Annotated in this window: 18 protein-coding genes; 8 read left to right on the forward strand and 10 right to left on the reverse strand. The window is 54.5% G+C overall.

Going from position 1 to position 20,283, the window contains the following annotated elements; genetic code table 11:
• Window positions 1-580: 580 nt before the first annotated feature.
• Both AM379_RS17150 and yeaG read right to left on the reverse strand, forming a co-directional pair.
• Complete coding sequence (locus tag AM379_RS17150) at window positions 581-1,861, reverse strand: YeaH/YhbH family protein (protein WP_049022945.1); 1,281 nt, start codon at window positions 1,859-1,861, stop codon at window positions 581-583.
• Window positions 1,862-1,960: 99 nt separating this feature from the next.
• On the reverse strand, window positions 1,961-3,895 hold the full coding sequence (gene yeaG / locus AM379_RS17155; protein ID WP_014169637.1) for a protein kinase YeaG: 1,935 nt from the start codon (window positions 3,893-3,895) through the stop codon (window positions 1,961-1,963).
• A gap of 432 nt (window positions 3,896-4,327) precedes the next feature.
• Here yeaG and AM379_RS17160 point away from each other — a divergent pair, with 432 nt between their 5' ends.
• Window positions 4,328-5,077 (forward strand): MipA/OmpV family protein, encoded by a 750-nt coding sequence (locus AM379_RS17160; protein ID WP_014169638.1) that lies wholly within the window; start codon window positions 4,328-4,330, stop codon window positions 5,075-5,077.
• 91 nt (window positions 5,078-5,168) lie between these two features.
• Complete coding sequence (locus tag AM379_RS17165; protein ID WP_041162542.1) at window positions 5,169-6,023, forward strand: aldo/keto reductase; 855 nt, start codon at window positions 5,169-5,171, stop codon at window positions 6,021-6,023.
• A gap of 47 nt (window positions 6,024-6,070) precedes the next feature.
• On the opposite strand, the gene AM379_RS17170 is transcribed toward AM379_RS17165, so the two are convergent.
• Both AM379_RS17170 and gapA read right to left on the reverse strand, forming a co-directional pair.
• Window positions 6,071-6,955, reverse strand: a complete 885-nt coding sequence (locus AM379_RS17170; RefSeq protein WP_106503946.1) for a D-hexose-6-phosphate mutarotase — start codon at window positions 6,953-6,955, stop codon at window positions 6,071-6,073.
• A 74-nt stretch (window positions 6,956-7,029) separates the two neighbouring features.
• Entirely contained in the window at window positions 7,030-8,025 is a 996-nt protein-coding gene (gene gapA, locus AM379_RS17175) for a glyceraldehyde-3-phosphate dehydrogenase (protein WP_020884442.1), read from the reverse strand.
• A 341-nt stretch (window positions 8,026-8,366) separates the two neighbouring features.
• On the opposite strand from gapA, the gene msrB reads away from it, so the two are divergent.
• The gene (gene msrB, locus AM379_RS17180; protein ID WP_020884441.1) at window positions 8,367-8,780 is read left to right on the forward strand and encodes a peptide-methionine (R)-S-oxide reductase MsrB; all 414 of its coding nucleotides are present in this window, start codon (window positions 8,367-8,369) and stop codon (window positions 8,778-8,780) included.
• 56 nt (window positions 8,781-8,836) lie between these two features.
• Complete coding sequence (locus tag AM379_RS17185; protein WP_153852331.1) at window positions 8,837-9,100, forward strand: YeaC family protein; 264 nt, start codon at window positions 8,837-8,839, stop codon at window positions 9,098-9,100.
• A 54-nt stretch (window positions 9,101-9,154) separates the two neighbouring features.
• On the opposite strand, the gene AM379_RS17190 is transcribed toward AM379_RS17185, so the two are convergent.
• From AM379_RS17190 to sppA, 4 genes are all read right to left on the reverse strand, one after another.
• Window positions 9,155-10,414 carry a glycoside hydrolase family 18 protein gene (locus AM379_RS17190; protein WP_020884440.1) on the reverse strand — a complete coding sequence of 420 codons (1,260 nt, stop codon included), beginning with the start codon at window positions 10,412-10,414 and terminating at the stop codon, window positions 9,155-9,157.
• Window positions 10,415-10,584: 170 nt separating this feature from the next.
• Window positions 10,585-11,226 carry a bifunctional nicotinamidase/pyrazinamidase gene (gene pncA, locus AM379_RS17195; protein WP_032681225.1) on the reverse strand — a complete coding sequence of 214 codons (642 nt, stop codon included), beginning with the start codon at window positions 11,224-11,226 and terminating at the stop codon, window positions 10,585-10,587.
• 9 nt (window positions 11,227-11,235) lie between these two features.
• A complete protein-coding gene (gene ansA / locus AM379_RS17200) occupies window positions 11,236-12,252 on the reverse strand; it encodes an asparaginase (RefSeq protein ID WP_020884438.1) in 1,017 nt (338 codons plus the stop codon).
• 63 nt (window positions 12,253-12,315) lie between these two features.
• Window positions 12,316-14,172, reverse strand: a complete 1,857-nt coding sequence (gene sppA, locus AM379_RS17205; protein ID WP_025204420.1) for a signal peptide peptidase SppA — start codon at window positions 14,170-14,172, stop codon at window positions 12,316-12,318.
• A 167-nt stretch (window positions 14,173-14,339) separates the two neighbouring features.
• Between sppA and AM379_RS17215 the strand changes: the two genes are divergently transcribed.
• The 3 genes from AM379_RS17215 to AM379_RS17225 all read left to right on the forward strand — a co-directional run bounded on the left by AM379_RS17215 (window position 14,340) and on the right by AM379_RS17225 (window position 17,963).
• Complete coding sequence (locus AM379_RS17215; RefSeq protein WP_106503947.1) at window positions 14,340-14,891, forward strand: NAD(P)H nitroreductase; 552 nt, start codon at window positions 14,340-14,342, stop codon at window positions 14,889-14,891.
• Window positions 14,892-15,007: 116 nt separating this feature from the next.
• Entirely contained in the window at window positions 15,008-16,051 is a 1,044-nt protein-coding gene (gene selD, locus AM379_RS17220) for a selenide, water dikinase SelD (RefSeq protein WP_020884436.1), read from the forward strand.
• Window positions 16,052-16,055: 4 nt separating this feature from the next.
• Window positions 16,056-17,963, forward strand: a complete 1,908-nt coding sequence (locus tag AM379_RS17225) for a DNA topoisomerase III (protein ID WP_020884435.1) — start codon at window positions 16,056-16,058, stop codon at window positions 17,961-17,963.
• 49 nt (window positions 17,964-18,012) lie between these two features.
• Here the strand turns inward: AM379_RS17225 and gdhA are convergent, their stop codons facing one another.
• Window positions 18,013-19,356, reverse strand: a complete 1,344-nt coding sequence (gene gdhA / locus AM379_RS17230; protein WP_032677955.1) for an NADP-specific glutamate dehydrogenase — start codon at window positions 19,354-19,356, stop codon at window positions 18,013-18,015.
• Window positions 19,357-19,584: 228 nt separating this feature from the next.
• On the opposite strand from gdhA, the gene AM379_RS17235 reads away from it, so the two are divergent.
• On the forward strand, window positions 19,585-19,857 hold the full coding sequence (locus tag AM379_RS17235; RefSeq protein ID WP_106503948.1) for a YnjH family protein: 273 nt from the start codon (window positions 19,585-19,587) through the stop codon (window positions 19,855-19,857).
• Here AM379_RS17235 and AM379_RS17240 read toward each other — a convergent pair.
• The gene (locus AM379_RS17240; RefSeq protein ID WP_025204417.1) at window positions 19,817-20,233 is read right to left on the reverse strand and encodes a pyrimidine (deoxy)nucleoside triphosphate diphosphatase; all 417 of its coding nucleotides are present in this window, start codon (window positions 20,231-20,233) and stop codon (window positions 19,817-19,819) included. The genes AM379_RS17235 and AM379_RS17240 overlap by 41 nt on opposite strands.
• Between the last annotated feature and the right edge of the window lie 50 nt (window positions 20,234-20,283).

The following is a 20,283-nucleotide window of genomic DNA, read 5'->3' on the forward strand; positions in this document are numbered from 1 at the left end:
GACTAAAAGTCAGCGCGACATCCATAAAAATAGTATATGCATTCCCATCCACGAGGAGGCTCTCCACCCGTATATTACCTGTAGTGATTGCTTCCAGTCAGTACTGCGAGGTAGGCCACCTGTGCGTCAGTAAAGTCTGGTGCGCCCTGGAGTTGGGTAAGTTGTTCTGCCGTCGGTGGAGAAATATTTTCAATGGGCTGCATAACGCATCTGTGAAAAAGCCCTACGGGGCTTAACGCTTAAAATTATGTGTAAATGGCCGTGAGTTGCTGACTCTAACACTGGAGGTAAGGTGGATTCAATGTTCGGTTTTGGTAGGTCAGCAATACGTTCCTGCTTTGGGCAATTTTTATGCGCCTGTTGTTCTTCCTTCTCCGGATATGCTTATCCTTAGTTTATCGTATAGCTTATCCAACAAACATATAACCCTGGTAGGGCTGTGCCAATATCGGAAGAAAGAATTTTAGTCAAACATGGGATTGTTGAGGTATTAAATAATCCGCTTGCCCTTTACAGGCAAATTACCCTGAAAGCCAAAAGATCAGCCAGTTAGTATAAATAACTGGCTGATTAATGATGATTAACTTGTTGTTGAACTTTGTTTATGGAACAGTTCCCTGAACACCGGATAGATATCATCCTGATCGCGGATATGCTGCATGGCAAAGTTATCAAACATCGATTGCAGATGTTCATACTCACGCCACAGCGTCTGATGAGCACGGCGGGTAATTTCGATATAGCTGTAGTAACGCACCACCGGCAGAATTTTCTTCGCCAGAATGTCGTGACACAGCGGGGAGTCATCTGCCCAGTTATCGCCATCTGATGCCTGCGCGGCATAGATGTTCCACTGCGCCGGGTCGTAACGCTCTTTCACCACTTCATCCATCAGTTTCAGAGCGCTCGACACGATGGTGCCACCGGTCTCCTGCGAGTAGAAGAACTCATGTTCATCCACCTCTTTCGCCTGAGTGTGGTGGCGAATATAGACCACTTCCACGTTCTTATAGGTTCTGCTCAGGAACAGATAGAGCAGGATATAAAAACGCTTCGCCATATCCTTGGTGGCCTGGTCCATCGAACCGGAGACATCCATCAGACAGAACATGACCGCCTGGCTCGACGGTTCGGGGCGTTTTTCGTAATTTTTGTAGCGCAGGTCGAAGGTGTCGATAAACGGTACCCGGTCTATTTTAGCCCGAAGTTCGGCTATCTCTTTGCGCAGGCGTTCCTCTTCCAGCAGTTGCGCCGGTTCCGTATTTTCCACCACCTTCAGGCTGCTCTCCAGCTCGCGGAGTTCGCGCCGTTTACCTGCCGTCATGGCCGTGCGTCGCGCCAGAGAGTTCTGCAGCGAGCGGACCACGCTGATGTTGGCGGGCACGCCGTTTGCGGTATATCCCGCGCGATGGGTTTTGTACTCGTTAAGCTGACGATGCTGGTTCTTTTTCAGATTCGGCAGCGCCAGATCCTCAAACAGCAGGTCGAGATACTCATCTTTTGAAATCTGGAAGACAAACTCATCCTGTCCTTCACCGTCCTGGCTGGCCTGTCCCTGACCGCTTCCTGAACCGCCCCCGCCGCCTTGCGGGCGCTCGATTCTGTCGTTCTGCACGAAGTGGTCATTACCTGGGTGTACGCGATGGCGCAGGCCGCCACGTCCCTGATGAAACATCGGTTCGCTGATGTCATCGGTGGGGATGGAGACAGATTCGCCGCTGTCGACGTCGGTCACCGAGCGTTTATTGATGGCCTCGGAGATCGACTGTTTAATTTGCGCTTTATAACGGCGCAAGAAGCGCTGGCGATTTACCGTGCTCTTGTTTTTGCCGTTAAGACGACGGTCAATAAACCAGGTCATATATCCCCCGTACTGCATTTGCCAACTTGCAGTGTCCGGACGTGCCGGACATTTTTGTAGCCCGGCAGGCGTATGCGCTACCGGGCACTTGTACTTGTATTAAGACGATTTACGTACGCGCAGATACCATTCGCAGAGCAGGCGAACCTGTTTGCGGGTGTAGCCTTTCTCCATCATACGGTCGACAAAATCGTCGTGCTTTTTCTGCTCATCGGTTGACGTTTTAGTGTTAAACGAAATCACCGGCAACAGCTCTTCAGTATTGGAGAACATTTTCTTCTCGATTACCGTGCGCAGTTTCTCGTAGCTGGTCCAGTTCGGATTACGTCCGTTGTTATGCGCTCTGGCGCGCAGGACGAAATTCACAATCTCGTTACGGAAGTCTTTCGGGTTACTGATCCCGGCCGGCTTCTCGATTTTTTCCAGCTCTGCGTTCAGGGATTCCCGGTCGAACAGCTGGCCGGTATCCGGGTCGCGGTACTCCTGATCCTGGATCCAGAAGTCAGCATAGGTGACATAACGGTCAAAAATGTTCTGCCCGTACTCTGAATAAGACTCCAGGTAGGCGGTCTGGATCTCTTTGCCGATGAACTCCGCATATTTCGGGATCAGGTAGCCTTTCAGGAACTCAAGGTAGCGTTCAGCCTGTTCCTGCGGGAACTGCTCGCGTTCAATTTGCTGCTCCAGCACGTAGAACAGATGAACCGGGTTGGCCGCCACTTCCGCATGATCGAAGTTAAACACGCGGGAGAGGATCTTAAAGGCGAAACGCGTGGACAGACCGTTCATCCCCTCGTCCACACCGGCGTAGTCGCGGTACTCCTGATAAGACTTCGCTTTCGGGTCGGTATCTTTCAGGCTTTCCCCGTCATACACGCGCATTTTCGAGTAGATGCTGGAGTTTTCCGGCTCTTTCAGGCGCGAGAGAATGGAGAAGCGTGACAGCGTTTCCAGGGTGCCTGGTGCGCAAGGTGCGTGTACCAGCTCACTGTGGTTAAGCAGTTTCTCGTAAATTTTGATCTCTTCGGAGATCCGCAGGCAATAAGGCACTTTGACGATGTAGACACGGTCAAGGAACGCCTCATTGTTTTTGTTATTACGGAAGGAGACCCACTCAGATTCGTTCGAGTGCGCGAGGATAATGCCGTTAAACGGCAGAGCGGAAATACCTTCCGTACCGTTGTAGTTCCCTTCCTGGGTGGCTGTCAGCAGCGGATGCAGCACTTTAATTGGTGCTTTAAACATCTCGACGAACTCCATAATCCCCTGGTTGGCGCGGCACAGCGCACCCGAGTAACCGTAGGCATCCGGGTCGTTTTGCGCGTAGTTTTCCAGCTTACGAATATCGACTTTACCCACCAGAGCGGAGATATCCTGGTTGTTCTCATCCCCCGGTTCAGTTTTGGCGATAGCAATCTGTTCCAGAATGGATGGCCACACCTTGACGACGCGGAATTTGGTGATATCCCCACCAAACTCGTGCAGGCGTTTTGCCGCCCAAGGCGACATGATGGTGCCAAGATAGCGCCGCGGAATACCAAACTCTTTATCCAAAATTTGCGCATCTTCCTGCGGATTAAACAGGCACAGCGGATGGTCATTCACCGGGCTGCGTTCACCGTTAGCGCTCAGCACATAGATAGGGACGCGCTGCATCAGTGATTTCAGACGTTCAGCCAGTGATGATTTACCCCCACCCACAGGGCCGAGTAAATAAAGGATCTGTTTCTTCTCTTCCAGACCCTGGGCGGCATGCTTCAGGTAGGAGACAATCTGTTCGATGGCATCTTCCATACCATAGAACTCTTCAAACGCCGGGTAGCGGGCGACCACCCGATTCGAAAAGAGACGGGAAAGCCGAGGTTCCAGGGCAGTATCAACCATGTTTGGCTCACCAATAGCCATTAATAGCCGTTCTGCCGCATTGGCATAGGCACTGCGATCTTGCCGACAAATGGTAAGAAACTCCTGCAGTGTGAACTCTTCGTCCTTGGCAGCTTCATAACGCTGGCGATAGTGATCGAATATATTCATGGCATGCCGTCCTTTCGTTTTTTAGCACAGGATAAGAGCCGTTCGTATGAGTAGTGGAGGCTCCCGGAAGAGAATCTCTCGCACCTCACTGCCAGAGCAGCAACCTGTGTGCCAGGTCAGACGCTAAGAACCGCAGGGTGTTCAGAAAAAACTCTTCTTAATTTAAAGCGTAGATGGCATTTGCAAAACTTGCATGCCGATAAAATCTAATTTCAATGACATATCAATAACTCATCCAAAAATTTCCCCTGCTATTTTAGGGTAAAAGCACGTTTTTCATTCAGTAGTCATATAAATGAAAGCAGGCTGTCACCTGAAAAGTTGAAAATAACGGGTTAATCAGACTGATTAGCAGGCAAAAAATTTTGGGATGTACGACAATGGCGGTTAAACTTCTCTCGCTGATTATTTGACTACAGGAAAGAATGGATTGTGACCAAACTCAAACTTCTGGCATTGGGCGTACTTGCCGCAACCGCTGTTAGCACCGCACAGGCGGCGGAAAGTCAGTGGACTGTTGGCGCGGGCGTTGGCGTGATTAACAGCCCATACAAACAGTATGATCGTGATGTTTATCCAGTTCCGGTTGTCACCTATGAAGGCGATAACTTCTGGTTCCGCGGTCTGGGCGGTGGCTACTATCTCTGGAATGATACGGCCGACAAGCTCTCCATCATGGCTTACTACGATCCGACGCACTTCAAGCCGGGTGACAGCGACAGCCATGCGCTTCGCCAGCTCGACAAGCGTAAGAGCACCATGATGGCGGGACTCTCTTATGTGCATAACACCGAATATGGCTTCCTGCGTACCGCGCTTGCGGGGGATACGCTGGATAACAGCAACGGTTTTATCTGGGATCTGGCCTGGCTCTATCGCTACACCAACGGTGCGTTAACGCTAACTCCGGGTATCGGTGTGCAATATAACAGTGAGAACTACAACGACTACTACTATGGTGTTTCTAAGAACGAATCCCGTCGTAGCGGTCTGAAGAGCTACAGTGCGGACGACGGCTGGGATCCGTACCTTGAGCTGACGGCGAGCTATAACTTCCTCGGTGACTGGAACGTCTACGGTACCGGGCGCTATGAGCGTCTGAGCGATGAAGTGAAAGACAGCCCGATGGTTGATAAGTCCTGGGCGGGCATATTCTCAGTCGGTGTGTCCTACAAGTTCTGATTGTGCATTAAAACAGTGCAATCATTGCATCAAAACGGGGCGCTTGCGCCCCGTTTGCATTGGTATGGTGCAACGAAAAAGAGGGGATGATATGAGCGTAAAAACCGTGACCTTTTCCGCAGGGCGTCCACTTCCGGCTATTGGACAGGGTACCTGGTATATGGGAGAAAAAGCCAGCCAGCGTAAATCCGAAGTGAATGCACTGCGGGCGGGCATTGATCTGGGGTTAACGTTAATTGATACCGCTGAAATGTATGCCGAAGGCGGAGCGGAAGAGGTGGTCGGGGAGGCCATTAAGGGCCAGCGCGACAACGTTTTTCTGGTATCAAAAGTCTACCCGTGGAACGCTGGCGGTCAGAAAGGCCAGGCGGCGTGTGATGCCAGTCTGCGACGTCTCGGGACAGACCATATCGATCTCTACCTTCTGCACTGGCGCGGTAATTATGGCCTGGATGAAACCATTACGCTGATGGAAAGACTCCAGCAGCAGGGAAAAATTGGCCGCTGGGGCGTCTCAAACCTGGATTATGAAGATATGCAGGCGCTGTGGCGTGAAGAGGGCGGTTCCGCCTGTGCCACTAATCAGGTGCTTTATCATCTGGCGTCACGGGGAATTGAATTTGATCTGCTTCCCTGGTGTCAGCAACAGGCGATGCCGGTGATGGCTTACTGCCCGCTGGCTCAGGCCGGGCGCCTGCGTTCGGGGCTGATGAACCATCCGGTCGTGAATGCCATCGCGCATAACCACCGCGCCACTGCCGCCCAAATTCTGCTGGCGTGGGTTATCCGCCATCAGGGTGTTATTGCCATACCGAAAGCGGCCTCGATTGAGCATGTTAACGCCAACGCTGGAGCGCTGGAGATAACCCTCACCGCGGAAGAACGTCACAAACTGGATAATGCTTTCCCGCCACCCACCCATAAACTCCCGCTGGATGTCGTTTAATCCTGACGCATGCCCCTCTCCTTTACAGGAAGAGGGGCGGTAGCGTATTAGCGCTTCACAATACTGATTGTCTGCCCTAAGCGAGACGGTTTTTCTTCGCTGGTTTTTTGTGGCGCAGTGACGCACGCCGTTTCCACACAGACGAAGGTTTTGTAACCTTCATCAGGCACGTCGGCCATACTGACAGAAAGTGCCGGGCCTGGGTTCCAGCCCACCACGTTGCTGTGATGGTGGTGTACCACTTCGATACCACGGTTCAGGGCGCTGTCGTGGATCACGTTGCACGCTTCCGGATGCAGGTAAACGCGGTCAGTACGGTCCGGGAACGTCTGAATGCCGTCGCTCAGTTTTCCTTCTTTCGCGTTATCCACCTTGTCGATAAAGGTATCGCCAAGGCCGCTCACCTTCACGGCGCTGATGTCACCAACGTTGAAATAGGTGTGCAGGGCGGAGGTGGTTTCAAATTCACCGTGCGCTTCCAGTTCGATTTCGCAGGTTTTGCCCAGCTTGAAGCGTGCGTACAGGGTGAAATCGTGCGGCCACAGGGCGCGGGTTTCCTCATTCGCCTGCAGCTCAAAGGTCAGTACCGCACCGTTATCGTCTTCATTGTGCGCTTTCAGCGTCCACTGCTGGTTACGGGCAAAACCGTGAGAAGGCAGGCCTTTCTCAGCGGAAGGACCAAACCATGGCCAGCAAATAGGCACGCCGCCGCGAATCGCATCCCCTTTTTTAAAGGAGGTCGCGTCGCTCAGCCACAGTGCTTCCGTTTCGCCTTCAGGTTTCCAGGAGAGCAGGTGTGCGCCGTTCAGCGCCACGGAGGCTTTTACGCGCGGGTGGTCAACGACGATGATATCCGCACCATCAATCTGGCGGCGGGAGAGCACAGGGGTAAGTTGTTCGACTACCGGAAGTGCAAAAATTTTATTAATCATTAAGCAATCCTCTGTCTAAAAACAATAAAAAAGGCGACCGAAGTCGCCTTTTTGGATCAAGAACTCATCTCAACTTATTTGGAGATGTGAGCGATCAGGTCCAGTACTTTGTTAGAGTAGCCGGTTTCGTTGTCGTACCAGGAAACCAGTTTCACGAAGTTGTCGTTCAGTGCGATACCCGCTTTAGCATCGAACACGGAAGTGCACACTTCGCCGTTGAAATCGGTAGATACAACGTCGTCTTCGGTGTAGCCCAGAACGCCTTTCATTGCGCCTTCGGAAGCAGCTTTGATTGCTTTCTTAATTTCTTCATAAGAAGCAGCTTTTTCCAGACGAACGGTCAGGTCAACAACGGATACGTTAGGAGTTGGAACGCGGAACGCCATACCAGTCAGTTTGCCATTCAGTTCTGGCAGTACTTTACCTACAGCTTTAGCTGCACCGGTAGAGGATGGGATGATGTTCTGAGCCGCGCCACGGCCGCCACGCCAGTCTTTGTGAGACGGGCCGTCAACAGTTTTCTGAGTCGCGGTGGTCGCGTGAACGGTAGTCATCAGACCTTCGACGATGCCGAAGTTGTCGTTGATTACTTTAGCCAGCGGTGCCAGGCAGTTGGTGGTGCAGGATGCGTTAGAAACGATGTCCTGGCCAGCGTAAGTTTCGAAGTTTGCACCACGAACGAACATTGGGGTGTTGTCTTTAGAAGGACCGGTCAGAACAACTTTTTTCGCACCCGCGGTGATGTGTTTACGCGCAGTTTCGTCGGTCAGGAAGATACCGGTAGCTTCAGCTACAACATCAACACCGATTTCGTTCCATTTCAGGTTAGCTGGGTCTTTCTCAGCAGTAACGCGGATGGTTTTGCCATTAACAACCAGGTGGCCGTCTTTCACTTCAACGGTGCCGTCGAAACGACCGTGAGTTGAGTCGTACTTCAGCATGTACGCCATGTATTCAGCGTCCAGGAGATCGTTGATACCAACGATTTCGATGTCAGAACGTTTCTGAGCAGCACGGAAAACAATACGGCCGATACGGCCAAAACCGTTGATACCTACTTTGATAGTCATATATTCCACCAGCTATTTGTTAGTGAATAAAAGGTTGCCTGTAAAATTACAAAAACCTTACGCAGCGTCAAGCGGAATCGTGTCAATCATTGCGACAAATCAATCCTGTGACTAACGTTTGTGCGACTGACTCGCCTCACTTTCCCTTTGAGCTAGCAACCACATGGGGGCTGCGCGCGGCATTTTAAAGTCCTCGCAGGATAAAAATGTGAACATGATCACAATTGCCTGACCGCCTTTTCGCGACACATAAGTTTAGAACAAAAGTGCACGCAAGGGTGTTAATGTTTTGTTAGAATCCGGGTTAAAAGGTGTCTGTTTCTACAGCGAGATGTAAGCATATGTCGAACCAACGTAACCCTGACGATTTGAAAAAAAACCTCACCGAAATGCAGTTTTACGTGACGCAAAATCACGGAACCGAACCGCCTTTTACCGGCCGTTTACTGCACAACAAGCGCGACGGTGTCTACCACTGTCTGGTATGTGACGCCCCGTTGTTCAATTCCCAAACGAAGTTCGATTCTGGCTGTGGCTGGCCAAGCTTTTATGAGCCGGTCAGCGACGATGCGATCCGCTACCTGAGCGACACGTCGCACGGCATGGTGCGTACTGAAATTCGTTGCGGAACCTGTGACGCCCACCTTGGACACGTCTTCCCGGATGGCCCTCAACCGACGGGTGAGCGTTTCTGTGTGAATTCAGCGTCGATGAGCTTCACCGATGATGAAAACGGTGACCAGATAAAAGGTTGAAAAAACGATTCAGCAAATTATTCCTTTGAAAGGGAGAGATCGTGAATATTGATGACATGATTAGCGGTATGACGCCGGAGGTGTATCAGCGCCTGGTGACTGCTGTTGAACTGGGAAAATGGCCGGACGGTGTCGCGCTCACGCCGGAGCAAAAAGAGAACAGTCTGCAACTGGTGATGCTCTGGCAGGCGCGTAACAATACCGACGCGCAACACATGACTATCGACACTCAAGGCCAGATGGTGATGAAGAGCAAGCGCGAGCTGAAAGAGGACTTTGGTATCACGCCAAAGCCGATCGCGACGATAAAAATGCAGTAACGGTGGGCGGCAGTCCTGCCAGCGCCCTCTCTCTGGAGAGAGGGCGTGCTTACCTTACTCTTTGGGTTTAATTCCCAGCGACTCCGCCAGCTGTTTCGCTAACTGGTTATTGTCATCCGCGCCGTACTCCCAGAACATCGCCCCGGCGAGACCTTTCTCCTTGATGTAATCCGCTTTGATGGCGACGGAACGCGGGTTCTCATAGGAAAGGGCAAACAGCGCCTTGCCGTCCGCCGCATTCACTGAAAGCCACGGCACTTGCGCCCGTTCGTCCCAGTGTTCGGTAAAACGCTTCTGCGGATCGTTTAAGAGCTTTTTCACAATATCGTTGTACTTCACATACGTATCTTTGGTCAGGTCGTAACCCAGTGACGCGAACAAGCCGGTTTCCTGAGGCCCAAAGTAGGGCTGGGTCACCGGATGGTTTTGCGCATCGGGTTTTGTCCAGTCAATACCGGGCTCCACGGCGCGTTTCGGCACGCGGCCGTAAAAACCAATCCCGAGGTTCATCTGCTGCGGCTTCAGCCCGGCCGCCAGATAGTTGTTCACCACAAAATCCACGCTGTATTTATCTGCGGCGGCCACCGTTGGCCAGTCGCTGGAGTCATACAGATTGGCGTTGAAATACTGTGTGCCATACGCCATGTCGTAGGTCATCAGGTTGATGTAGTCGAGCAGCGGGGCAATGGCCTTCACATCCACCCAGCTTTTCGGACTTTCTGCATTTGCCCCCACCGCGATGGTGACCAGTTTTTTATGGCCGAAGGCGGCGCGCAATTCTTTCAGCAGTGCGGTGAAGTTATCGCGATCGGCTGGCGTGCTGGCCACCAGTCCCCATGCGCCATTTACCGGGTATTCCCAGTCAAGATCGATGCCGTCGAGTGCATATTTTTCGACAATCTCCTGAGCCGAGCGGATAAACACCGCACGGCTCTCTTGGGTCGCGGCTGCGCCGGAGAAGCCACGCGCACCCCATCCGCCCACGGAGAGCAGCACTTTCAGGTTTGGATTTTGCTTACGCAGCGTCGGGATTAGCGCCAGATCGGCGGCGACTTTTGGCGACAGCCAGATCTGATGAAGTTTCGCCGGATCTTTCAGCGCAGCATGGGTTTCGTCTTTCTCATCGTTATAGACCAGACCAAATGAGTAGTTCAGGTGGGTAATCTGACGAACGTCGAGCGTATTGATATCGCCACCGGGACCGGCGGTGACATCGCCACCGCCATTAAAATATCCCACAGACATCAGGGGAGTGGCGGAAGCAACTGACGCGCAAAGCAGGGGTAATGCTGCCAGCAAAGGCAAACGTTTCATACAAGTTCCTCTTTGACTTAACAAAAATAACCACGCCACGGAAAAGGCGTGGCGAAAAAACAGCCTGAAGAGAATAGCATTGCCGCTTCGCTGGTGATGCGAGGGAGTTCACTTTATGGGGAATGAGACGGGGCGTGCCGGGCAGCACTGTGGCTTGCCCGGCGAGAAGGTCAGGCGTGCGTTTCCAGCCAGTCTTCCAGGGTATACAGGGTGGCGCCTTCCGCGGCCATATCCATAAACGCCTGTGCGCTGTCCTGCGCCTGAATGTTCACCCCGCGACAGCCATCGGTGATGACGCTGACGGTATAGCCTAGCTGGAGGGCGTCCAGCACGGTGAACTTCACGCAGTAATCCGTCGCCAGACCCAGCACAATCAGTTCGGTGATTTCGTGATGGCGTAACCACCCGTCCAGCGCCGTTTTCTGGCGATGCCCGTTATCAAAGAAGGCGCTGTAGCTGTCGATAGACGGGTTTTCGCCTTTATGAAACACCGCGTCGATGGCCTTCTGATTCAGCAGCGGATGCAGCTGCGCACCTTCCGTCTGTTGCACGCAGTGATCCGGCCAGAAGGTTTGTGCCAGGCCGTCAAGTTCACCCTGCGTGAAGGGCTCAACGCCGTGCTGGCTGGCAAAACTGCCGTGGTCAGCCGGGTGCCAGTCCTGGCTTGCGACAACCGCCTCACCCCGCGTTTTGCACCACTCAATCAGCGTATTCGCCACGTCTACGGTGCTGTCACCTTCAGCGACGGCCAGTGCGCCGCCCGCACAGAAATCATTTTGCAAATCGACCAGTAACAGGGCGCGTTGCGTCATGGTGCCTCCTTATTCGTCCGGCGTCAGTTCGCCGCGCAGGTTTTGCATCATCGCGCTGCGGATGGACTGAATATCCAGATCCTGACTCAGTAAATAGTGAAGTTTAGTCAGCGTAGCTTCAACGGTCATATCGAATCCGCTGATAACGCCTGCATGCGCGAGGGCGTTACCGGTGGCGTAACCGCCCATATTGACTTTACCGGACATGCATTGCGTCAGGTTAACCACCACGATCCCGCGCTCGCTCGCTTCCTGCAGCTCTTTCAGGAACTCGCCGTTCTGCGGGGCATTGCCCACGCCGTAAGAGCGCAGGATCAGCGCTTTCACCGGCTGGCGCAGGAAGTTACGCACCACATCTGCAGAGATACCCGGGTAAATCGTTACCACGCCAATCGGTTGCGGCGTGATCGGATGAACAATCAGTTCGCCCGCCGTGCTCGGCGCAGGCGGGGTGCCCAGACGACGAATATGGATGCCCGCCTCCAGTAGCGGCTGCAGGTTCGGTGAGGCGAAAGCGTCAAAACCATCGGCGTGCGCCTTCGTGGTCCGGTTGCCGCGATACAGTCGGTTGTTGAAGAACAGCGACACTTCGTTAATCGGGTAATTCGCTGCCACATACAGGGAGTTGAGCAGGTTGATCTGCCCGTCAGAACGCAGCTCCGCCAGCGGAATTTGCGAGCCGGTGACGATGACGGGTTTGCCCAGATTCTCCAGCATGAAGGAGAGTGCCGAGGCGGTAAACGCCATTGTGTCGGTACCATGCAGGATCACAAAGCCGTCGTACTGGTCGTAATGGGCTTTAATGTCGTCCGCGATATGCTGCCAGTCTTCCGGCGTCATATCGGAGGAGTCCATCAGCGGCTCGTATTCGTGGATGGTGAAGTCAGGCATTTCCGGACGGTGGAATTCAGGCATCAGCGCGAGCTGGCGCTGAAGGTGGCCGGAGACCGGGATATAGCCATTTTCAGAGCGCTGCATACCGATGGTACCGCCAGTGTAGGCTACATAAATCGATTTCTTCTGCATGGTAGTGAGTTCTTGTTCTTCAAAAGAAAAAAATCCCCTCTTCACGGGAAGAGGGGACGGTGTTTAACGGACGTTTGCACAGGTCAGACAAAACGCGTAACGGCTTTGTGGATCGTTAAAGGCCGCCAGTTTGTCGCTTTCCGCTTTCATCGCTTTAGCCGCTGTCGCGACTGGCGCAGGCAGATACGCCTGCAGCGCCTCAGGCAGCATGGCACGCACGGAGCCGGACATGCTGTTCATCACCAGGTCAAAGAACGACGGCTCGTCCTGGTAATACTCAACGTGCCACTGCTTGAGCTTCGCCAGTTCGGCGGCTTTCTTCACCGCGTCATCAAAGTCTCCCAGGCTGTCTACCAGACCATTATTCTTCGCATCCTGGCCGGTCCAGACGTGGCCCTGCGCAATGTCGTCGATCTGTTGCGGTGTCTTTTTACGGGACTCTGCCACCAGCGTAATAAAGCGCTTGTAGCCGTTCTCGATACTGAGCTGCATCATCTCAGAGACTTCAGGTGGCAGCGATTTGGTGACCGACACATCCGCCAGCGGTGAAGTGGCAACGCCATCGGTATGGACGCCCAGATAATCCAGGCTGTTTTCCACGGTGTTAATCACCCCAAAGATGCCAATCGAGCCGGTCAGCGTGCTCGGGTTGGCGACGATGTAGTTAGCCGGGGTTGAAATCCAGTAACCGCCCGAGGCCGCCATTCCACCCATCGATACCACTACCGGCTTGCCGGCTGCACGTGCCGCGGCAAGTTCAGCGCGGATCACTTCAGAAGCGCTGACGCTGCCGCCAGGGCTGTTTACGCGCAGTACAATCGCCTTCACTTTCGGATCAAGGCGAGCATCACGGATTTGCGATGCGGTGGTATCGCCGCCCACGTTACCCGGCGTTTCCTCGCCGTCCATGATGGCACCATTAGCAAAGACCACCGCGACGCTGTCACCGCTGTCATCCGGCTTTTTGGTCGCATAATCGTACATGCTGATAGCGCTGAAGTTTTTATCCTCTTTGCTCCAGCCAAACTGTTTGCTCAGTGATTTTTCGATATCCGCGCTGGTGCCCAGCGCATCGACCAGTTTGTTATCCAGCGCATATTTTGCGGTATCACCATCAACCTTGCGCAGGCCTTCCAGCACGCCCTGCGCGCCAGGGAATACCTGATCAGCGGTTATCTGGCGGTTAGCGGCCACGGTGCTCAGATAGTTCTGCCACAGCTCACCAATCCAGCGGCTGTCCGCTTCACGGGCCGCAGGGGACATATCATCACGAATAAACGGCTCCACGGCGGATTTATAGGTTCCGACGCGGAAGACGTGGGTGGTGACTTTCAGTTTGTCGAGCAGCGATTTGTAATACAGACCGTTAGTGGCAAAGCCATGCAGATCGACCGTACCCTGCGGGGAGAGCCAGATTTTATTGGCGAAGCTGGCCAGATAATACTGCCCCTGGCTGTAGCTGTCCCCGACCGCAATCACCGGCTTGCCACTGTCGCGGAATTCGCGCAGCGCTTTACCAATGTATTGCATTGAAGGCTGGTCGCCGCCGGCAAAATCTTTCAGATCCAGCACGATGCCGGTAATGTTGCGGTCATCTTTTGCCTGACGAATGGTATCGACGATATCGAACAGGGAGTTTTCCTGAAGACGGTCTGATGTCGCGCCAAACAGCTGACGGCCAATAACGCCCAGACGATTGCTGGTGGACGGCTTATCGACGATGACGCCCGTGATATCAAGTAACAGCGCCCCGCGAGTCGAATGCTGCGCCTGATTTGCGTTGCTGATATGCATCCAGACGCCTGCGCAAACCAGAACCAGGAGGATGAAGAAGATATTCATCACCAGGTTGCGGACGAAGTTGAGCAGTCGCCACGTCCATTTAAAGAAACCGGCAATGATTCGCCAAAGGGTTCGCATGTATTCTCCCTAACCAGAAAATGACTTTTTCCGTCGCCACGGGACGGCAATGTGCGGTTATCGTAATGACCCAACCGTCACTTGTCAGCAGGAATCGCCTGCTACGCTGTAACAAAATCTGCCGCCGTGTTAATTTTGTGAGTAAATTTCAAGAAAGGAGTTAACCAATGGACGCACTTGAACTGCTTGTTAACCGCCGTAGCGCTTCACGTCTCACCGAGCCGGCGCCGGCAGGGGAGCAACTGGAGAATATTCTGCGTGCCGGCCTGCGTGCACCGGATCATGGTACACTGCAGCCATGGCACTTCTTTGTGATTGAAGGTGAAGGCCGCGATCGTTTCAGTCAGATACTGGAGCAGGGGGCGGTTGCCGCAGGTCAGGATGAGAAGGGTATTGAGAAAGCCCGCAGTGCGCCATTCCGTGCGCCGATGATCATCGCTGTCGTGGCGAAATGTCAGGCCGACCACAAAGTGCCGGTCTGGGAGCAGGAAATGTCTGCCGGCTGTGCCGTCATGGCAATGCAAATGGCCGCCGTGGCGCAAGGGTTTAACGGTATCTGGCGCACAGGGCTGCTGACCAACAGCCAGTCGGTTCGCGACGGATTCGCCTGTGGCGAACATGATAAAATTGTCGGCTTCCTCTATCTCGGCACGCCTCAGCTTAAAGCCTCCGCCACCATTAATGTGCCGGACACCACGCCTTTCGTCAGCCGTTTCTGATAACGCGCGCTAAACTGTCTGGATTCTGAGCATCTGCCGCAGAATTCAGACAGTCATACTTACCTCTTTATGGAATGAGCGCTACCATAGCGCGATTGAGATGACAGGAGACGTCCATGAGCGAGCAAACCATTCGTTTAACGCAATACAGCCACGGAGCCGGTTGCGGTTGTAAAATTTCCCCGAAAGTGCTGGAGACCATTCTCCACAGTGAACAGGCGAAGTTTGTCGACCCGAACCTGCTTGTCGGTAACGAAACGCGTGACGATGCGGCAGTTTATGACCTGGGTAACGGCACCAGCATTATCAGTACCACCGACTTCTTTATGCCGATTGTCGACAACCCGTTCGATTTCGGGCGTATTGCGGCCACCAACGCCATCAGCGATATTTTCGCCATGGGGGGCAAACCGATTATGGCGATTGCCATTCTGGGCTGGCCGATTAACACCCTTGCTCCTGAAATTGCCCGTGAGGTGATTGAAGGGGGACGTTTTGCCTGCCAGCAGGCGGGGATCGCGCTGGCCGGTGGTCATTCTATCGATGCGCCGGAGCCGATCTTCGGTCTCGCGGTCACGGGCGTGGTGCCCACCGAGCGCGTGAAACGCAACAGCACCGCGCAGGCGGGCTGCAAGCTGTTCCTCACCAAACCGCTGGGCATTGGTGTCCTCACTACTGCGGAGAAAAAATCGCTGCTGAAGCCGGAACACCAGGGGCTGGCAACCGAGGTCATGTGCCAGATGAACCTCGCGGGTGCGGCCTTTGCGAATATCGACGGCGTGAAAGCCATGACCGACGTGACCGGTTTTGGCCTTCTCGGACACCTCTCCGAAGTGTGTCAGGGCGCGGGCGTACAGGCGCAGGTCTGGTATCAGGACGTGCCGAAGCTGCCTGGTGTGGAGGAGTACATTGCAGCGGGCGCCGTTCCGGGCGGTACCCAGCGTAACTTTGCCAGCTATGGTCATCTGATGGGCGAAATGCCTGAAGCGTGGCGCAATCTGCTGTGCGATCCGCAAACGTCCGGTGGTTTGCTGCTGGCGGTCACGCCAGACGCTGAAGCCGACGTTCAGGCGACGGCCGCAGAGTTTGGTATTACCCTGACGGCGATCGGTGAACTGGTGACCGCGCGCGGTGGCCGACCGATGATTGAGATCCGTTAATTCAATGCGGTTGTTTATTGCCGAAAAGCCGAGCCTGGCCCGTGCCATTGCCGATGTGCTGCCGAAGCCGCATCGCAAGGGCGACGGCTTTATCGAATGCGGTAACGGGCAGGTGGTCACCTGGTGTATAGGTCACCTGCTTGAGCAGGCGCAGCCGGATGTCTACGACAGCCGCTATGCCCGCTGGAACCTCAATGACCTGCCCATCGTCCCTGAAAAATGGCGCCTGCAGCCACGGCCTTCCGTCACCAAACAGCTCAACGTGATTAAACGTTTTTTGCATGACGCGACGGAAGTCATCCACGCGGGTGACCCCGACAGGGAAGGGCAACTGCTGGTGGATGAGGTGCTGGACTATCTGGAGCTGGCGCCGGAAAAACGCCAGCAGGTCCAGCGCTGCCTGATTAACGACCTCAATCCGCAGGCCGTGGAGCGGGCCATTTCACGTCTGCGCGCGAACAGCGAGTTTATTCCGCTGTGCGTTTCCGCGCTGGCCCGCGCTCGTGCGGACTGGCTTTACGGGATCAACATGACCCGCGCCTACACCATCCTGGGGCGTAATGCCGGTTATCAGGGTGTCCTCTCCGTCGGGCGTGTGCAAACGCCGGTGCTGGGGCTGGTGGTGCGTCGTGACGAAGAGATTGAGAATTTCGTCGCCAAAGATTTCTTTGAGGTTAAAGCGCATATCGTCACGCCGAAAGACGAGCGCTTTACCGCCGTCTGGCAGCCAAGCGATGCCTGCGAATCGTATCAGGATGAAGAGGGGCGGTTGCTGCACCGTCCGCTGGCGGAGCACGTGGTCAACCGGATTACCGGTCAGCCTGCTATTGTCACCAGCTATAACGATAAACGGGAATCAGAACCCGCGCCGCTGCCGTTCTCGCTATCCGCGCTGCAGATTGAAGCGGCGAAACGCTTCGGTCTGAGCGCGCAGAACGTCCTTGATATCTGCCAGAAGCTCTACGAAACCCACAAACTCATTACCTATCCGCGTTCGGACAGCCGGTATCTGCCGGAAGAGCACTTTGCCGGCCGTCACTCGGTGATGAACGCCATTGCCGTTCACGCGCCGGATCTGCTGCCACAACCGGTTGTGAATCCGGACATTCATAACCGCTGCTGGGATGATAAAAAGGTGGATGCCCACCATGCGATTATCCCGACGGCGCGCGCCAGCAACGTTAACCTCACGGAAAACGAAGCGAAGGTGTATAACCTGGTTGCTCGTCAGTATCTGATGCAGTTCTGCCCGGACGCCGTGTTCCGCAAATGCGTGATTGAGCTGGAAATTGCCAAGGGGAAATTTATCGCCAAGGCGCGTTTCCTGGCGGAGGCTGGCTGGCGCACGCTGCTTGGCAACAAAGAGCGTGACGAAGAGAATGACGGCACGCCGCTGCCGGTGGTCGCCAAAGATGACGAGCTGCTGTGTGAGAAAGGCGAAGTGGTTGAACGCCAGACCCAACCGCCGCGCCACTTCACCGATGCGACACTGCTCTCGGCAATGACCGGGATCGCCCGTTTTGTTCAGGATAAGGATCTGAAGAAGATCTTGCGTGCTACCGACGGACTGGGCACGGAAGCGACCCGTGCGGGGATTATCGAGCTGCTGTTTAAGCGCGGTTTTCTGGAGAAAAAAGGGCGCTATATCCACTCGACTGAACCGGGGCGCGCATTGATCCACTCACTGCCTGAGCTGGCCGCAAGGCCGGACATGACGGCACACTGGGAATCTGTGCTGACGCAAATCAGTGAAAAGCAGTGTCGCTATCAGGACTTTATGCAGCCGCTGGTGGGGACCTTGTACGAGCTGATTAACCAGGCGCGTAATACGCCGGTGAAGCAGTTCCGGGGGATGGTTGCACCGGGTGGTGCGCCGAAGAAACCGTTCAAAAAGAAAAAAAGCGCAGCCTGATGTGCTTTCGGTTGTCGCCCTCTCCCAACGGGAAAGGGCGACAGCGTGCTTAGATAACCCCTTGCCCAATCATCGCATCCGCGACCTTCACGAACCCGGCGATATTTGCGCCACGCACGTAGTTGGTTTGCGATGCCTCACCGCCGTACTCGACGCAGGCGTGGTGAATATCCAGCATAATGTGGTGCAGACGCGCATCCACTTTCTCTGCCTTCCAGCCGAGGCGCGCGGCGTTTTGCGCCATCTCCAGGCCAGAGGTCGCCACGCCGCCGGCGTTCGCGGCTTTGCCCGGCGCAAACAGCACGCCAGCCTCAAGGAACAGATCGGTCGCTTCGATGGTGGTTGGCATATTCGCCCCTTCGGCCACGGCCTTCACGCCGTTGGTAATCAGGGTACGTGCGGCCTCGGTATCCAGTTCGTTCTGGGTCGCACATGGCAGGGCGATATCGACCGGCACGCCCCACGGCTGTTTACCTTCGAGCCAGGTCAGACCAAATTCACGGGCATAATCCGCCAGACGGCCGTCGCGGCTGGCTTTAATGTCGCACAGGCGTGCCAGCTTCTCGGCCGTAAAACCGGCTTCATCCACCACGGTACCGCGTGAATCTGACGCGGTAACCACGCGGGCACCAAACTGCATCGCCTTCTCAATAGCGTACTGAGCCACGTTACCGGAGCCGGACACCGCCACGCGCATACCTTCAAACCCTAAGCCGTGGCGCTTCAGCATCGCCTCGGTAAAATAGACCAGCCCGTAGCCGGTGGCTTCCGGACGGATCAGGCTGCCACCAAAGGAGAGCCCTTTGCCCGTAAAGACACAGGCGCTATTATTCGAGAGCTTTTTCATCATGCCGGCCATAAAGCCCACTTCACGCGCACCGACGCCGATATCGCCCGCCGGAACGTCAGTATCGGGACCAAGATGACGATAGAGTTCGGTCATCAGCGCCTGACAGAAACGCATCACTTCGCCTTCGCTTTTGCCTTTCGGATCGAAATCACTGCCGCCTTTCCCGCCGCCCATTGGCAGGGTCGTAAGGGCGTTTTTAAACGTCTGCTCAAAGCCGAGGAATTTTAAAATCGACAGATTCACGGAAGGGTGGAAACGCATCCCGCCCTTAAACGGGCCGATGGCGGAATTAAACTGCACGCGCCACGCGCGGTTAACCTGGACCTGATTACGGTCATCTACCCAGGTCACGCGAAACTGGATCACGCGCTCCGGCTCCACGAGGCGCTCAAGCAGTGACATCTGGCGATAACGCGGGTTTTCTTCAAGGAACGGCCACAACGTGGTCATGACTTCACGTACGGCCTGCGCAAACTCACTTTGATGCGGGTCGCGCTGTTGAACATAAGAGAGGAAAGCTTCCAGAGAGCGTGTCTGATCCATAGATATAAGAACCCCTTATATTATTTTATGTATATTGCTTATACGAATTGTGTTGTTTTTTTGACTATACCATCCGTACCGCTTTGTGAAGCAAGCAGAAATGCATGCCGAAAGGGAAATTAATCAGCGGGGCTGCGTCATAACCAAAAGCGATGACGAGATAAATTAAAGGTTCTGCGCCGGTTTACCGTTATAGTCTTTATCAGGGCACAACAGGAAGATAAGTCTATGAACCGTTACGTGACAACCGCGTTATGTTTGATGTTTACCGCAGGCGCGCAGGCAGACCGCATTCGCCCGGATGTGGACGTAAATGTGCCGCCGGAGGTGTTCAGCTCCAGCGGCCAGCGAGCGCAGCCGTGTAACCAGTGCTGCATCTATCAGGATCAGAACTATTCGGAAGGGGCAGTGGTAAAAGCGGATGGCATTCTGTTGCAGTGCCAGCGTGATGAACGCACCATTAGCACGAATCCGCTGGTCTGGCGTCGCGTAAAACAATAAACGCCTCCAGCAGCGGGATGTCCGCAGGCGCTAAGTTGAAACCAAATGCGTCTTCGGGCGTACACCACACCAGTGCACTGTGGTAATGCGCCGTCAGCGCGCCGCTGAACGCCGGAACGTGCCAGGCGTGAAGGTTGATTAACCGCTGTGACACCTCACGCTGATGGCTTGCCACATACTCACCTGGCTGCGCGTGGATGCCGAGCTCTTCGTGCAACTCGCGGACAAGCGCCTCGGGCTGCGTCTCACCGGCTTCTACTTTTCCGCCTGCGAATTCCCACATGCCCGGCTGGTCGGCATGAGCCGGGCGCTGGGCCAGTAAAATTTTGTTGTCTTTTTCGATGATTGCCGCAACGACATCGACTGTTTTTAGCATGGTCGTCAATACTAGTTAGCGAAAAACACCATATTATCGTGCCCTTTCTA

Origin of the sequence: Enterobacter cloacae complex sp. FDA-CDC-AR_0132 (genome assembly GCF_003010695.1) — a bacterium.
Lineage (GTDB): Bacteria > Pseudomonadota > Gammaproteobacteria > Enterobacterales > Enterobacteriaceae > Enterobacter > Enterobacter ludwigii.

Coding starts and splice junctions, on each gene's coding strand:
- AM379_RS17150 (WP_049022945.1), bottom strand. CDS start 1,861: ATGACCTGGTTTATTGACCGTCGTCTTAACGGCAAAAACAAGAGCACG.
- yeaG (WP_014169637.1), bottom strand. CDS start 3,895: ATGAATATATTCGATCACTATCGCCAGCGTTATGAAGCTGCCAAGGAC.
- AM379_RS17165 (WP_041162542.1), top strand. CDS start 5,169: ATGAGCGTAAAAACCGTGACCTTTTCCGCAGGGCGTCCACTTCCGGCT.
- AM379_RS17170 (WP_106503946.1), bottom strand. CDS start 6,955: ATGATTAATAAAATTTTTGCACTTCCGGTAGTCGAACAACTTACCCCT.
- gapA (WP_020884442.1), bottom strand. CDS start 8,025: ATGACTATCAAAGTAGGTATCAACGGTTTTGGCCGTATCGGCCGTATT.
- msrB (WP_020884441.1), top strand. CDS start 8,367: ATGTCGAACCAACGTAACCCTGACGATTTGAAAAAAAACCTCACCGAA.
- AM379_RS17185 (WP_153852331.1), top strand. CDS start 8,837: ATGATTAGCGGTATGACGCCGGAGGTGTATCAGCGCCTGGTGACTGCT.
- AM379_RS17190 (WP_020884440.1), bottom strand. CDS start 10,414: ATGAAACGTTTGCCTTTGCTGGCAGCATTACCCCTGCTTTGCGCGTCA.
- pncA (WP_032681225.1), bottom strand. CDS start 11,226: ATGACGCAACGCGCCCTGTTACTGGTCGATTTGCAAAATGATTTCTGT.
- ansA (WP_020884438.1), bottom strand. CDS start 12,252: ATGCAGAAGAAATCGATTTATGTAGCCTACACTGGCGGTACCATCGGT.
- sppA (WP_025204420.1), bottom strand. CDS start 14,172: ATGCGAACCCTTTGGCGAATCATTGCCGGTTTCTTTAAATGGACGTGG.
- AM379_RS17215 (WP_106503947.1), top strand. CDS start 14,340: ATGGACGCACTTGAACTGCTTGTTAACCGCCGTAGCGCTTCACGTCTC.
- selD (WP_020884436.1), top strand. CDS start 15,008: ATGAGCGAGCAAACCATTCGTTTAACGCAATACAGCCACGGAGCCGGT.
- AM379_RS17225 (WP_020884435.1), top strand. CDS start 16,056: ATGCGGTTGTTTATTGCCGAAAAGCCGAGCCTGGCCCGTGCCATTGCC.
- gdhA (WP_032677955.1), bottom strand. CDS start 19,356: ATGGATCAGACACGCTCTCTGGAAGCTTTCCTCTCTTATGTTCAACAG.
- AM379_RS17235 (WP_106503948.1), top strand. CDS start 19,585: ATGAACCGTTACGTGACAACCGCGTTATGTTTGATGTTTACCGCAGGC.
- AM379_RS17240 (WP_025204417.1), bottom strand. CDS start 20,233: ATGCTAAAAACAGTCGATGTCGTTGCGGCAATCATCGAAAAAGACAAC.